Origin of the sequence: Herbaspirillum sp. WKF16 (genome assembly GCF_028993615.1) — a bacterium.
Taxonomy (GTDB): domain Bacteria; phylum Pseudomonadota; class Gammaproteobacteria; order Burkholderiales; family Burkholderiaceae_D; genus Herbaspirillum.
On the sequence record NZ_CP118632.1, the window covers coordinates 2373292 to 2387264 of the forward strand.

Below are 13973 nucleotides of genomic sequence, written 5' to 3' on the forward strand. Positions count from 1 at the left end.
AGAAGGCATTGAACGCAAGGCAAGCTTGCCGTTGCGCAAGCCGCCGGCGGTCGGTGAAACGGGGTAACGAGGAGAACAACAATGATCAATCAAGCAAGCGGGGCGCGCCGCCTGGCGCGCGGCGGCCTGGGCATCGCGCTGCTGCTGGCGGCCTGTTCGGCGCCGGAAAGCACCAAGGAGCAGCGTGACGAGCTGGCCAAGTCCATCATCGAGCAGAAGAAGACCACCGAGGACGGCACCTCCACCGCCACCACCGTGGACGGCTACAAGGTCGACCTGGCCAAGCGCATCTCGCAGGTCAATTTCACCAGCGTCTACGTGGAGCGGCCGCAGGCCTTGCTGCGCTCGGTGATTGTGATCAAGTACGTCGTCGACCGCGACGGCAACCTGGTCAAGAGCGAGATCCTGCGCAGCAACAAGGACAAGCACGCCGAGGCCAGCGCCATGGGCAGCCTGAAGAGCACCGCGCCTTTCCCCAAGCCGCCGGAGGCCTTGCTGAGCCATGGCCGCATCGAGCTCTCGGAGAGTTGGCTGTTCAACAATGACGGCCGCTTCCAGCTGCGCAGCGTGGCGCTGGCGCAGATCGACCGCTGAGCATGCCGCGCGCGGGCCGCGCAAGATGCCGCAAGGCATTGGCATGTGTATAATGTCGCGCGTGCACGACTGAGTGCCTGCCTGGGCGGTTTTCCGCTCCGCCGCATCGAGGCGAACGCGAGTTCGCCTTTTTTATTACCCGCGTCCATCGGACCGGGAGCGGCGAAGGGACGCACCTTCATTGACCGGATCGTTTATTGATTGGCTATTCATGTTTGAATTCATTCGTACCCACCAGCGCCTGATGCAGTTCCTGCTGTTGCTGTTCATCTTCCCGTCGTTCGCGTTCTTCGGCCTGGAAGGCTACAGCCGCCTGACCGACGACAACGGCGTGGCCAAGGTGGCCGGCCAGACCATCACCAAGGAAGAATGGGATGCCGCGCATCGCCAGCAGCTCGATCGCATGCGCCAGGTCTACGGCAACCAGTTCGACGCCAAGTTGTTTGACACGGCCGAGACGCGCCGCGCCATCCTGGACAACCTGATCGCGCAACGCGCGCTGGGCGCCGAAGTGGTGGCCAACAAGCTGGTGGTGCCCGACCAGGTGCTGCAGCAGAGCATCCTGCAGATCCCGGGCCTGACCAAGCCGGACGGTTCGTTCGACAACGAGCAGTACCGCGTGCTGCTGGCCGCGCAAGGCCTGACCCCCAAGAGCTACGAAGCCGGCCTGCGTCGCGAGATGGCGCTGCAGCAGCTCAACGCCGCGATCCAGACTACCGCCTTCGCGCCGCGCACGGTGTCCGACAAGCTGTCGGACCTGAACGACCAGGAGCGCACGGTGCAGATGCTGAACTTCAAGCCGGATGCCTATGCCGCCCAGGTCAAGGTGACCGACGAAATGCTGCAGGCCTACTATGACAAGAACGGCCGCCGCTTCGAAACGCCGGAGACCGCCAGCATCGAATACGTGGTGCTGGACGCCGCTGCCGTGGCCGCGCAGTCGGCGGTGACCGACGACGACGTCAAGTCCTACTACGAGCAGAACAAGAAGCAGTATTCGACCGACGAGCAGCGTCGCGCCAGCCATATCCTGATCGCGGTCAAGAAGGATGCTTCGGCAGCCGACAAGGCCGCCGCCAAGACCAAGGCCGATGGCCTGGTGGCGCAGCTGCGCAAGAACCCGGCGGACTTCGCCAGGCTGGCCAAGGCCAATTCCCAGGATCCGGGCTCGGCCGAAAACGGCGGCGACCTCGGCTTCTTCGGCCACGGCGCGATGGTCAAGTCCTTCGAGGATGCCGCCTTCAGCCTGAAGCAGGGCGAGATCAGCGATCCGGTGGAGTCCGACTTCGGCTACCACGTGATCGAGGTGACCGGCATCAAGCCCGCGGCCGTCAAGCCGCTGGAAGCCGTGAAGGATGAGATCGCCGGCGAGATCAAGAAGCAGATCGCGGCCAAGAAGTATTCCGAGCTGGCCGACCAGTTCGGCAACCTGGTCTATGAAAACGGCGACAGCCTGAAGGCCGTCTCCGACAAGCTCAAGCTGAAGATCCAGACCGCCAGCGGCCTGATGCGCGTGCCCAACCCGGCCGCCGGCGCGGCGCCGTACAACAACGCCAAGTTCCTGGCCGCGCTGTTCACCGACGACGTGATCAAGGGCAAGCACAACACCGAAGCCGTGCAGCCTGCGCCCAATACCCTGATCGCCGGCCGCATCACCGAGTACAAGCCGGTGGCCAAGCGTCCGTTCGACGAGGTCAAGGCCGACGTGCAGAAGTCCGTACTGCTGCAGGAAGAGCAGGCGCTGGCGACCAAGGCCGGCAAGGCGCGCCTGGCCGAGCTGCAGGGCAAGGATGACGGCGCCGGCTTCAGCGACGCCAAGGTGGTCTCGCGCGTGAAGGCCGAAGGCTGGACCGAGGAAGCCTTCAACGCCGTGATGAAGGTCGACACCGCCAAGCTGCCGGCCTACACCGGCGCCGAGACCCCGGGCCTGGGTTACCAGATCTACCGCGTGACCAAGGTCGAGCAGCCCAAGGCGGTCGACGCCGCCCGCCGCAAGACCGAGCAGGACCAGATCGCCAACGCCCTGTCGCAACAGGAAGCGCTGGCCTACCTGGGCTACCTGCGCGAGAAGGCCAAGACCAAGCTGTTGAAGGGCGCCGCTTCGGTCAGCGCCGACGACGCGGCAAAGTGATGCATCGCCGGGCAATGGGCGCACCGTATTCGTGAGCGATGCGCCCGCGCCGCCCCATGCCGGTGAGCTGTAGGCATGGGCGCGACAATTTGCTAAAAAATATAGAAAGGCCGCTTTTCCAGCGGCCTTTTTTGTTTCATCATGGGAACCTGCGACGCATTCCCGCGGGAGGCGCGAGGGAGCCGGGGAGGGAGCGCCGGCGACAATCCAGGGCTGTCCCAGCGCCCGGGCATTGTTGCCGGACGATTAATTTTCTGCCGCATCAGCCACCGGGGCGCCGGCATTTTTGTTCCCGGCGTGCACTTCCTTGTCATCCTGGAGATGGTTTGCGTCGTTTCAGAATTGTCCGGCTGCCGTAGAGTTGTCGCTGCCTCCAGTCGCATTCGAAAGGCATCGCATGAAAATTCCCCGGGGAAATTTTCCGATGCAATGTTCTGCCATTGAATATCGACCACGCTTTTATGCCTGCCCCAGTCCTGATCATCCAAACCGGCGATTCCAACCAAACCCTCAGAAGCAGCTACGGCGGCTATGCGCAGCAGATCCGATGCGCTGCCGGCTTGTGCGACAGCGACATCCAGACCATTACCGTGTACGAAGGCGAGGAGCTGGGTTCTCCCGAGTCCTACCGCGCCGTCTTCATCACCGGCTCGCCGGCCATGGTCACCGACAAGGAGGACTGGAGCGAGCGCACCGCCGAATGGATACGCGACGCCGCCAGGCAAGATACGCCGATGTTCGGCATCTGCTACGGCCACCAGCTGCTGACCTACGCCTTCGGCGGCGAGGTCGGCTACAACCCGGCCGGCCGGGCCGCCGGCACCATGCACGTGGAAACCTTCGACTGCTGCCGCAAGGATGAATTGCTGGGCGTGCTGCCGGAGCAGTTCCCGGCCCACATGCTGCACATGCAGTCGGTGCTGCGTCCGCCCAAGGATGCGATCGTCATGGCGCGCTCGCCCATGGATCCGCACCACGTGATCAAGCACAAGCACAACGTCTACTCGACCCAGTTTCATCCCGAGTTCTCGCCGGCCTTCGTGCGGGCCCACCTGAACTACTACGCGGAGGTCTATCGCGGCTGCGGCATCGATGCCCGCGCGCTGTGCGACAAGGTCAGCGAGACGCCGCAATCGACCGGGCTGCTGCGGCGGTTCCTGGAGCTGTACGCGCGGCACTGAGGCGCGGCCGGCCATAATGAAAAAGCCCCTGTCCCGGATCCAGGCGACAGGGGCTTTTTGTTGATGGGGTTTATTTCAGGCCGACCAGCGGCTTCAGGTGCGGCCAGACGTTGTCCAGCAGCATCGGCTGGGCTTGTTCGTTGGGGTGGATGCGGTCGGCCTGGAACAGCTCCATGTTGGCGGCGATGCCATCCATGAAGAAGGGCACCAGAGGCGCCTTGTTCTGCTTGGCCAGGGCCTGGAACATGTCGGAGAAGCGGCGCGTGTAATCCGGGCCGTAATTGGGCGGGATCTGCATGCCCACCAGCAGCACCTTGGCCTTGTTCCGGCGCGCCGCGTCTATCATCGCCTGCAGGTTGTCCTGGGTGGTCTTCAACTGCAGCCCGCGCAGCGCGTCGTTGCTGCCCAGTTCGATCACGACCACGTCGGGCTTGTTCTTTTCCAGCAGGGCCGGCAGGCGGTTCTTGCCGCCGATGGTGGTGTCGCCGCTGATGCTGGAGTTCATCACCACGGCGTCGACCTTGTTTTCCTTCAGGCGTTGCTGCAGCAGCTGGGTCCAGCCGCGGCCGCGCTCCAGGCCGTATTCGGCGGAGAGGCTGTCGCCGAGCACGAGCAGGGTTTTTGGGGCAGAATAAGCGCTCGTCGCCGCCAGCGCCAGGGCGACGCCCGCCAGCAGCCGCGCGCCTGTGCGCCAAAGCGCTGCCACCGTTGTGGACTTTCTTGCCCGAATGCCCTGCATGCCCGCCGCCATTTCCGATTTCGCCAATCCTGCCGATCCTGTCAATCCCGCCGCTTCCGCCGTGCCTGCCATCGAAGTCCTTCAGTTATCCAAACGCGTTGCCGATGCCTCAGCCGAATCCGGCCAGCTCACCATTCTTTCCGGCATCGATTTTACCGTGGCCGCCGGCACCACGGTGGCCATCGTCGGCGCCTCCGGCTCCGGCAAGTCCACGCTGCTGGGCCTGTTGGCTGGACTGGATACGCCCAGCGAAGGTTCCGTGCGGCTCGACGGCGAAGACATCTACCGGCTCGATGAAGACGGCCGCGCCATGCTGCGCAAGCGCAAGCTGGGCTTCGTGTTCCAGTCCTTCCAGCTGCTCGGTCACCTGAACGCGCTGGAGAACGTGATGCTGCCGCTGGAGCTGCGCGGCGACGCGCAGGCGCGAGAGAGGGCCGGCAAGATGCTGGAACGGGTCGGCCTGGGCGCGCGCCTGAAGCACTATCCCAAGTACCTCTCGGGCGGGGAGCAGCAGCGCGTGGCGCTGGCGCGCGCCTTCGTCACCGAGCCGCCGCTGCTGTTCGCCGATGAGCCTACCGGCAGCCTCGACGCGGCCACCGGCGAGGCGGTGATCAGGCTGATGTTCGAGTTGAACCAGGAGCGCGGCTCCACGCTGGTGCTGGTCACCCACGACAGTTCCATCGCCGCGCGCTGCGCGCGCACCATCACGATCGCCGCGGGCCGCCTGGCCTAGGCAGGGATCAGACCGACTCCATCGGGTCGGCCGCCGGCAGGCGGTGATGGCGCTTGCGTTCGATCAGCGCGATGCCCATGCCGCTGGCGCAGATGACGCCGATGCCCAATACCGTGACGGCGTCCGGGAACTGGCCGAACACCAGCCAGCCCATGCCCGTGGCCGAGATGATCTGGGCGTAGAAGAAGGGTGTGAGCACCGATGCCTCGGCATGGCGATAGGCGCTGTTCTGCAGGAAGTGGCCGATGGTGCCGGTGATGCCGGTGGAAATCAGGATCGCCCACTCCACCGGCGTGGGCGTGTGCGCGCTCCAGAAGAAGGGCACCGCCAGCGTCGATAGCACGCTGCCCACCAGGGCGCCGTAGAACAGCGTCACCATCGGATCGTCGGCCTGGTTCGCCTTGCGGTTGAGGATGGACATCATCGCCATCGTGAACGCCGACAGCAGGCCCAGCGCCACGCCGTGCGGCGGGATGTCGCCGCCGGGCCGGATGACGATCAGCATTCCCGTGAAACCTACCAGCACCGCGATCCAGCGCGAGACGTAGCTGCGCTCGCCCAGCAGCCAGGGCGACATCGCCAGCACGATCAGCGGCGCGCAGAAATTCATCGCCGTGCCCTCGGCCAGCGGCACGATCCGCAATACCGAGAAGAAGATCAGCGTCGAGGCCAGCAGCAGCGCGCCGCGCCCCAGCTGCAGCCGGGGGCGGTTGGAGCGGAAGATGCTGCGGCCGGTGCGGCGCCGGTACAGCGGCGCCAGCGTGAGCGCCATGAACAGCACGTTGATGCTGTAGCGCATCCACGCAATCATCACCACGTGATAGCCGGAGATGGCCAGCAGCTTGCCGGCCGCGTCCAGCAGCGACAGCGTCCACAGCCCCGTGACCAGGAAGATGATGCCCAGCCAGAGCTTAGGCGTGGGTGCGAAGGGTCGTGACTGCGGCAGGGCGGTGGTGGACATGGTCTCGGATGATGTTATTGAACACGGCTCGGATGGCCGGTATGAATTCGCTGGCGGTCAGTCCCACCGGACCCAGGCCTTCGGCCACCAGGCGGTCGGCGGCGGCGCCGTGGATCCAGGTGGCCGCCAGCGCGGCTGCGCGCGTAGGCCAACCCTGCGCCAGCAACGCCCCGCACAGGCCGGACAGCACGTCGCCGGTGCCGGCGGTGGAGAGGGCCGGATTGCCGGTCGGGTTGACCGCCATCTCGCCGTCGGGGAAGGCGATCACGGTGCCTGCGCCCTTGAGCACGGTGATGGCGTTGAAATGACGGGCCAGCATGCGCGCCGCCTGCGGCCGGTCGGCCTGCACCTGCTGGGTGGTGATGTCGAGCAGGCGCGCGGCTTCCAGCGGGTGGGGGGTGATGATGCTGACCACCTCGCCATTGGGCCGGCTGCGGTCGTGCAGCTTGTGCTGCAGCGTCGGCTCGGCCGAGATCAGGTTGAGCGCGTCGGCGTCGATCACGATGTCGGCCTCGCTGTCCAGCGCGCGCGCCAGGATGTCATGGGCATGGCGCGAGGTACCCATGCCGGGGCCGACCACCAGCGCCGCGCTGGCGCCGAACTCGACGCGGTCGGCGACGCGGAACATCAGCTCCGGATGCACGCCGTCGTAGGCCGGGCCGTCGTCCACGAAGGCCACATAGACGCGCCCGGCGCCGCCGAAGGCCGCGGTGCGCGCCGCCAGCACCGGCGCGCCGGCCATGCCGCGGGCGCCTCCCACGACGATGACGTCGCCATAGCTGCCCTTGTGCGAGTTGTTGGCGCGCGGCTTGAGCGAGGCGGCGAAGTATTGCGGCCCGTTCAGGAAGGCGCGGGTCGGCTTGTAGCAAGCGTGCTCGATCTCCAGCGGGTGCGCGGTGATATGGCCGCTGTGGTCCTTGCCGTCGCAGGTGTGCAGGCCGGTCTTGTCGCCGATGAAGGTGATGGTGTGGGTGGCGTTGACCGCCGCGCCGTCCTTGCCGCCGACGATGCTGCCGCTGTCGGCGTTCAGGCCGCTGGGCACATCGATCGACAGCACCGGGCAACTCAGGCCGTTGACGTAGTCGATGATGGCGCGCAGCTTGCCGTTGGGCGCGCGCGCCAGGCCGATGCCGAACAGGCCGTCGATCACCAGCGCCCAGGACTGGCCGCGCAGGCCGGCCGGCGTCAGGTCTTCGATGAACTGGATCTCCGCTTCGCGGGCGCGCGCCAGGGCGCGGCGGGCGTCGGCGGGTTGCCGGCTCTCGTCGGCATGCAACTGCACGGCCACTTCGATGCCGGCTTCCTCCAGCAGGCAGGCGGCCTCCAGCGCGTCGCCGCCGTTGTTGCCGGGGCCGGCCAGGATCAGCACCGACGGCGAGGATTCGGTGGTCGAGCACAACAGCGCCTGGGCATGTTCGGCAACGGCGGCGCCGGCGCGCTGCATCAGCGCGTAAGGCGCCAGTCCGGAGAGCGCCTTGTGTTCGACTTCGCGGATTTCGGCAACGGAATAGAGCGCGCTCATGGCTGTGATCGCTGATGAGTTGGTGCTGCGGTGGACGGGGATGGCGGCGGCGGTGCGCGCCTGGAAATTATTCTAAGGCAATTGGGCGCGCAGCGCTGGCCGCGTCCGGATGAAAAAAATCGGCACGGATGAATCCGCGCCGATCTTGTGCACATGCCGAGCAGCGGCGGCGGGCTTCAGCCGGTCGCCAGGTCGCGCGGCAGGAAGCCGTCGGGTTCGATCGCCGGCTCTTCGCCGGCCATCATGTCGGCCAGGATGCGCGCCGAGGCCACCGTCGCGGCCCAGCCTGTGACGCCGTGGCCGGTGTTGACGAAGACGTTGCCATGGCGGGTCGGGCCGAACACCGGCAGGCCGCTGGGCAGGATGGGGATGGTGTTGGCCCAAAAATGCGCCTGGTTGTAGTTGGCGGCATTCGGGTAGTAGTCACCGGCGATCTTGAGCAGGTTGCGCAGCGCCTTGGCCGGGATGGCCTTGGACGGCGGCACGAAGCCCAGCAGGCCGGTGATGCGCAGGCGATGGCCCAGGCGCGTCATGGCGACCTTGTAGCTGTCGTCGAACAGCGCCATGTTGGGCGCGTCGTCCGGATTCTTGATCGGCACCAGGGCCGACCAGCTTTGCAGCGCGCGCAGCGGCAGCGGCGTATCGAGCGGACGCAGCAGCTCGGCGCTCTGCATGCCTGCGGCCAGCACCACGCCGTCCACCGCCATGCCCGAGGCCAGGTGCGGCGAGTCGATCTCCAGCGCCACGCGGCCGCCGAACTCGGCCTGGATGGATTTGACCGTCGCGCCGAAATGGAAGGACACGCCCAGCTCCTGCGCCGCGTTGCGCATCTGCTTGGCGAACAGCACCGCGTTGCCGGCGATGTCGTCGGGATAGTGCAGGGCGCCGGCGAGCGCGGCTTCGGACGAGAAGGCCGGCTCCAACTGGCGGATGGCGGCGGCGTCGAGCTGCCGGTGCTTGCGTTCGGATTGCTGCGCGGCTTCCTGCATCTGTGGCATGCGGGCGGCTTCGGCGGGCAGGCGGAACAGGTGCAGCAGGCCGTTGCTGTTCTCGTGTTCCATGCCGTAGTGGGCCTGCAGCTGCAGCGTCAGCTCCTGGCCGTAGGCCGAGAGCCGCGTCAGGCGCAGCTTGTTGGCGGCGAAGCGCTGCTGCTGGGCGGCGCGCGTCTGGCGCATCCAGCGGTTGCGCAGGAAGTCGGCGCCGGAGGCCAGCAGCACGCGCGGCTCTTCCTTGAAGCGGCAGGCGAAGGTGGCGAAGGCGCCGGGCAGCGTCAAGGGCATGGCCGCGCCGGGCGCCAGCAGCCCGGAGTTGCCGAAGGTGGCTTCCTCGGCGACATGGGCGCGCCGCTCGATGACGGCCACCTCATAGCCCTTGGCCGCCAGGAAATAGGCGGTGCAGATTCCGGAAAGTCCCCCGCCGATGACGGCGATCTGTCGATGTGTGCTGTTCACTCTGTTCGTCTTGATGCGGTTCAGGCCGCTTTGGTCGTCGTCACCGGTGTTGTCGGCCGATCTTCGTGGTCAGGATGGCAAGCTGGCCCTCCGGCGGGCCGGTCTTCCGATGCGGCCGGAATGATACATCGGATTTTCCTTGTTATCCGGATATTGCTCGAATGCAATCCGTTCGGCGTCGCGCGCCCGCGGCGGCGCCATGCCTTGCATGAACAACGCGCCGCGGGCGCGCGCCGATGACAGGGGCGGCAAGGCATGCGCCGGAGAGGGGCGGCGATGCTCGCTTTCTGTGGGCCGAATACCCCCGTCCACTGTATAATTCCGGCTTTGCCAGCAAACGCAGCAAACGCGTGCACGATCTCCCCGCGCGGCGCCGCATCCCAGTCCGCTGCAATGCGACAGCGAGGATGCGCCGGCCCCCGGCGGACCGCTCCCTGCGCGCTGCTGCGACAGTTTCCCGATTCAAGCCAACTGCCTCGACCTCGACCTCGCCATGCTGATCCTGCCGGGCTCCAATGCCCTTTCCGCTTTCCGTACCCAACGCCTCCTGACCCAACTGCAAGCCATCGATCCCGCCATCACCGGCGTGTCGGGCCGCCACCTGCACTTCGTCGACGCCGCCCAGGCCTTGACCCGGGAAGACGAGGCGCGCCTGAACGGCCTGCTGACCTACGGCGATCCGTTCAACGGCAGCGACGAGGGCGACGCCTTCGTGGTGATCCCGCGTTTCGGCACCATCTCGCCCTGGGCCAGCAAGGCTACCGACATCGTGCACAACTGCGGCATGGCGCATATCCGCCGCGTCGAGCGCGGCGTGATCTACCACGTGCAGGTCAAGAGCGGCCTCCTGGGCGGCGCCAAGAAGCTGGCTGAGGCCAGCATCCCGGCCGTGGCCGCGCTGTTGCACGACCGCATGACCGAAACCGTGCTGCGCCATCCGACCGAAGCGGCCGGCCTGTTCACCGAACTGCAGGCCAAGCCGCTGGAGTCGGTGGACGTGATCGGCGGCGGCAAGGTGGCGCTGGAGCGCGCCAACACCGAACTGGGCCTGGCGCTGTCGGACGACGAGATCGATTACCTTGTGGATGCCTTCACCAAGGCGCAGCGCAACCCGACCGACGTCGAACTGATGATGTTCGCCCAGGCCAACAGCGAGCACTGCCGCCACAAGATCTTCAACGCCGACTGGACCATCGACGGCGTGGCGCAGGACAAGTCGCTGTTCGGCATGATCAAGAACACCCACCAGCTGAACCCCAAGGGCACCGTGGTCGCCTACAGCGACAACTCCTCCATCATCGAGGGCGCCAGCGTGCCGCGCTTCTACCAGCGCGGCGCGGTCAAGGGCAATGTGTATGAGGCGTCGGAAGAGCTGACCCACATCCTGATGAAGGTCGAGACCCACAACCACCCGACCGCGATCTCGCCGTTCCCGGGCGCCTCCACCGGCGCCGGCGGCGAAATCCGCGACGAGGGCGCGACCGGCCGCGGTTCCAAGCCCAAGGCCGGCCTGACCGGCTTCACCGTCTCCAACTTGATGGTCACGCACGCCGTGCAGCCTTGGGAGTCCGCGCGCGACGTGGCGCAGCCGGTGGCCCAGCGCGACGCGCACGCCCAGGGCGGTATCTACGGCAAGCCCGAGCGCATCGCCTCGCCGCTGCAGATCATGATCGACGGCCCGCTGGGCGGCGCCGCCTTCAACAACGAATTCGGCCGGCCCAACCTGGGCGGCTACTTCCGCACCTACGAGCAGAACGTGGGCGGCAACGTGATGGGCTACCACAAGCCCATCATGATCGCCGGCGGCATGGGCAACATCTCGGCCAAGCACACCCGCAAGAGCGAGCTGCCGGTGGGCAGCCTGCTGATCCAGCTGGGCGGCCGCGGCATGCGCATCGGCATGGGCGGCAGCGCCGCCTCGTCGATGGCCACGGGCGTCAACACCGCCGACCTGGACTTTGATTCCGTGCAGCGCGGCAACCCGGAGATGGAGCGCCGCGCCCAGGAAGTCATCAACGCCTGCTGGGCGCTGGGCGACGAGAACCCCATCCTGTCGATCCACGACGTCGGCGCCGGCGGCCTGTCCAACGCCTTCCCGGAAATCACCAACGACGCCAAGCGCGGCGCGCTGTTCGACCTGCGCAAGGTGCCGCTGGAAGAATCCGGCCTGGCGCCCAAGGAAATCTGGAGCAACGAATCGCAGGAGCGCTACGTGCTGGCCATCGCGCCGGAGCACCTGGAACTGTTCCGTTACCTGTGCGAGCGTGAGCGTTCGCCGTTCGCCGTGGTGGGCACCGCGACTGAAGAGCGCCAGCTCAAGGTGATCGATCCGGAGCAGGGCAACAGCCCGGTCGACATGCCGATGGACGTGCTCCTGGGCAAGCCGCCCAAGATGCATCGCGATGTGAAGCACGTCGCGCAGCAACTGCCGCCGGTGGACCTGACCGGCATGGATCTGGTGGAAGTGTCGCACCGCGTGCTGCGCCTGCCGGCCGTGGCCGACAAGTCCTTCCTGATCACCATCGGCGACCGCAGCGTCGGCGCCATGACCGTGCGCGACCAGATGGTCGGCCCGTGGCAGGTGCCGGTGGCCGACGTGGCGGTGACCGCGATGGGCCTGGAAGGCTATCGCGGCGAAGCCATGGCCATGGGCGAGCGCACCCCGCTGGCGGTGATCGACGCCGCCGCCTCCGGCCGCATGGCCGTGGGCGAGGCGATCACCAACATCGCCGCCGCGCCGATCGCCGAGATCGGCGACATCAAGCTGTCGGCCAACTGGATGGCGGCCTGCGGCCAGCCGGGCCAGGACGCCGCGCTGTTCGACACCGTCAAGGCGGTGGGCATGGAGCTGTGTCCGGCGCTGGGCGTGTCGATCCCGGTGGGCAAGGACTCGCTGTCCATGCGCAGCACCTGGTCGGACGACGAGGGCGCCAAGTCGGTGACCTCGCCGGTCTCGCTGATCGTGTCTTCGTTCGCGCCGGTGACCGACATCCGCCGCGTGCTGACGCCGCAACTGCGCCGTGACAAGGGCGAAACGGTGCTCATCGCCATCGACCTGGGTCGCGGCAAGAACCGCATGGGCGCCTCGGCGCTCACGCAGGTGATGCAGCAGATCGGCAATGAGACGCCGGACGTCGACAGCGCGGAAGACCTGAAGGGATTCTTCAACGCCATCCAGCAACTCAACGAACAGGGCCAGCTGCTGGCCTACCACGACCGTTCCGACGGCGGCCTGTTCGCCACGCTGACCGAAATGGCCTTTGCCGGCCGCACCGGCATCTCGGTCAACCTCGACATCCTGACCATGGAAGGCGGCCACGGCGACGACTGGGGCGATTCCAAGAACTGGACCACCCAGGTCGCCGAACGCCGCAACGAGCAGACCCTGCGCGCGCTGTTCAACGAGGAGCTGGGCGCGGTGATCCAGGTCGTCGCCGACCAGAAGTCGGAGGTCATGAACGTGCTGCGCAGCTTCAACCTGGGCGCCTGCAGCCACATCATCGGCAAGCCGAACGACCGCGACGTGGTCGAGTTCATGCGCGACGCCAAGAACATCTACAGCCAGACCCGCATCGAGCTGCGGCGCGCCTGGAGCGAGACCAGCTGGCGCATCGCCCGCCTGCGCGACAACCCGGCCTGCGCCGACGCCGAATACGATCGCATCCTGGACGCCGCCGACCCCGGCATCACGCCCAAGCTGAGCTTCGACCCGCAGCAAGACATCGCCGCTCCCTTCCTGAACATCGGCGCCGCCGCGCGTCCGAAGGTGGCGATCCTGCGCGAGCAGGGTGTGAACTCGCACATCGAGACCGCGTTCGCCATGCACAAGGCCGGCTTCACCGCGGTCGACGTGCACATGAGCGACCTGATCGCCAACCGCGCCAAGCTGGACGACTTCAAGGGCTTCATCGCCGTCGGCGGCTTCTCCTACGGCGACGTGCTGGGCGCCGGCGAGGGCTGGGCCAAGACCATCCTGTTCAACGCGCAGCTGGCCGAGCAGTTCTCGCGCTTCTTCGGCCGCGACGACACCTTCTCGCTGGGCATCTGCAACGGCTGCCAGATGATGAGCAACCTGAAGTCCATGATCCCCGGCGCCGAGGCCTGGCCCAAGTTCACGCGCAACAAGTCCGAGCAGTTCGAGGCGCGTTTCGTCAACGTGGAAGTGGCGGATTCGCCGTCGATCTTCATGCAGGGCATGGCCGGCACCCAGGCGCCGATCGCCACCGCCCACGGTGAAGGCTTCGCCGACTTCTCGCAGACCGGCGACATCGCCAAGGCCATCGTCGCCATGCGCTACGTCGACAACACCGGCGCCGTGACCGAGGGCTATCCGTACAACCCGAACGGCTCGCCGCAAGGCATCACCTCGGTCACCACCCCGGACGGACGCTTCACGGTGCTGATGCCGCACGCCGAGCGCGTGTTCCGCACAGTGACGCAATCCTGGCACCCGGAAGGCTGGGGCGAGGATTCGCCGTGGATGCGCATGTTCCGCAACGCCCGCAAGTGGGTGGGCTGACCGGCCTGGCTATGGCAGGCCCGCCGCGGCGGGCCGCCCGATACGCAAGGCAATAAAAAAAGCGCAGTTCCGAAAGGAACTGCGCTTTTTGTTTTCCGACGCTGCCTGTCGTGCGCCGCCATGCGGCGGCGCACGACAGGAC

9 protein-coding genes are annotated in these 13973 nt (G+C 66.8%); 5 read left to right on the plus strand and 4 right to left on the minus strand.

The features are described from left to right. The first annotated feature begins 81 nt into the window (after positions 1-81). From Herbaro_RS10825 to Herbaro_RS10835, 3 genes are all read left to right on the plus strand, one after another. Positions 82-594, plus strand: coding sequence for a TonB C-terminal domain-containing protein (locus tag Herbaro_RS10825; RefSeq protein ID WP_275013827.1), 513 nt, complete (start codon positions 82-84; stop codon positions 592-594). 211 nt (positions 595-805) lie between these two features. After that, positions 806-2725: a SurA N-terminal domain-containing protein gene (locus tag Herbaro_RS10830; protein ID WP_275013828.1), complete on the plus strand. Its 1920-nt coding sequence runs from the start codon at positions 806-808 to the stop codon at positions 2723-2725. 461 nt (positions 2726-3186) lie between these two features. Next, complete coding sequence (locus Herbaro_RS10835; protein ID WP_275013829.1) at positions 3187-3906, plus strand: glutamine amidotransferase; 720 nt, start codon at positions 3187-3189, stop codon at positions 3904-3906. Between the two features lie 70 nt (positions 3907-3976). Here Herbaro_RS10835 and Herbaro_RS10840 read toward each other — a convergent pair whose 3' ends face one another. Then, entirely contained in the window at positions 3977-4645 is a 669-nt protein-coding gene (locus Herbaro_RS10840; RefSeq protein WP_275013830.1) for an arylesterase, read from the minus strand. On the opposite strand from Herbaro_RS10840, the gene Herbaro_RS10845 reads away from it, so the two are divergent. Beyond that, on the plus strand, positions 4644-5378 hold the full coding sequence (locus Herbaro_RS10845) for an ABC transporter ATP-binding protein (protein WP_275013831.1): 735 nt from the start codon (positions 4644-4646) through the stop codon (positions 5376-5378). The two genes, Herbaro_RS10840 and Herbaro_RS10845, sit on opposite strands and share 2 nt — an antisense overlap. 7 nt (positions 5379-5385) lie before the next feature. Here Herbaro_RS10845 and Herbaro_RS10850 read toward each other — a convergent pair whose 3' ends face one another. From Herbaro_RS10850 to Herbaro_RS10860, 3 genes are all read right to left on the minus strand, one after another. Beyond that, positions 5386-6339: a DMT family transporter gene (locus Herbaro_RS10850; protein WP_275013832.1), complete on the minus strand. Its 954-nt coding sequence runs from the start codon at positions 6337-6339 to the stop codon at positions 5386-5388. After that, complete coding sequence (locus Herbaro_RS10855; protein ID WP_275013833.1) at positions 6290-7861, minus strand: NAD(P)H-hydrate dehydratase; 1572 nt, start codon at positions 7859-7861, stop codon at positions 6290-6292. The genes Herbaro_RS10850 and Herbaro_RS10855 overlap by 50 nt, the downstream gene beginning before the upstream one ends. A 176-nt stretch (positions 7862-8037) precedes the next feature. Continuing rightward, the gene (locus tag Herbaro_RS10860) at positions 8038-9312 is read right to left on the minus strand and encodes an FAD-dependent oxidoreductase (protein WP_275013834.1); all 1275 of its coding nucleotides are present in this window, start codon (positions 9310-9312) and stop codon (positions 8038-8040) included. A gap of 493 nt (positions 9313-9805) precedes the next feature. On the opposite strand from Herbaro_RS10860, the gene purL reads away from it, so the two are divergent. Continuing rightward, positions 9806-13831 (plus strand): phosphoribosylformylglycinamidine synthase, encoded by a 4026-nt coding sequence (gene purL / locus Herbaro_RS10865; protein ID WP_275013835.1) that lies wholly within the window; start codon positions 9806-9808, stop codon positions 13829-13831. Positions 13832-13973: the final 142 nt, after the last annotated feature.

Bases quoted from the DNA above. Each gene is read 5' to 3' on its own strand.
- Herbaro_RS10855 (WP_275013833.1), bottom strand. From the start codon at position 7,861: ATGAGCGCGCTCTATTCCGTTGCCGAAATCCGCGAAGTCGAACACAAG.
- Herbaro_RS10845 (WP_275013831.1), top strand. From the start codon at position 4,644: ATGCCCGCCGCCATTTCCGATTTCGCCAATCCTGCCGATCCTGTCAAT.
- Herbaro_RS10825 (WP_275013827.1), top strand. From the start codon at position 82: ATGATCAATCAAGCAAGCGGGGCGCGCCGCCTGGCGCGCGGCGGCCTG.
- Herbaro_RS10850 (WP_275013832.1), bottom strand. From the start codon at position 6,339: ATGTCCACCACCGCCCTGCCGCAGTCACGACCCTTCGCACCCACGCCT.
- Herbaro_RS10835 (WP_275013829.1), top strand. From the start codon at position 3,187: ATGCCTGCCCCAGTCCTGATCATCCAAACCGGCGATTCCAACCAAACC.
- Herbaro_RS10840 (WP_275013830.1), bottom strand. From the start codon at position 4,645: ATGCAGGGCATTCGGGCAAGAAAGTCCACAACGGTGGCAGCGCTTTGG.
- purL (WP_275013835.1), top strand. From the start codon at position 9,806: ATGCTGATCCTGCCGGGCTCCAATGCCCTTTCCGCTTTCCGTACCCAA.
- Herbaro_RS10830 (WP_275013828.1), top strand. From the start codon at position 806: ATGTTTGAATTCATTCGTACCCACCAGCGCCTGATGCAGTTCCTGCTG.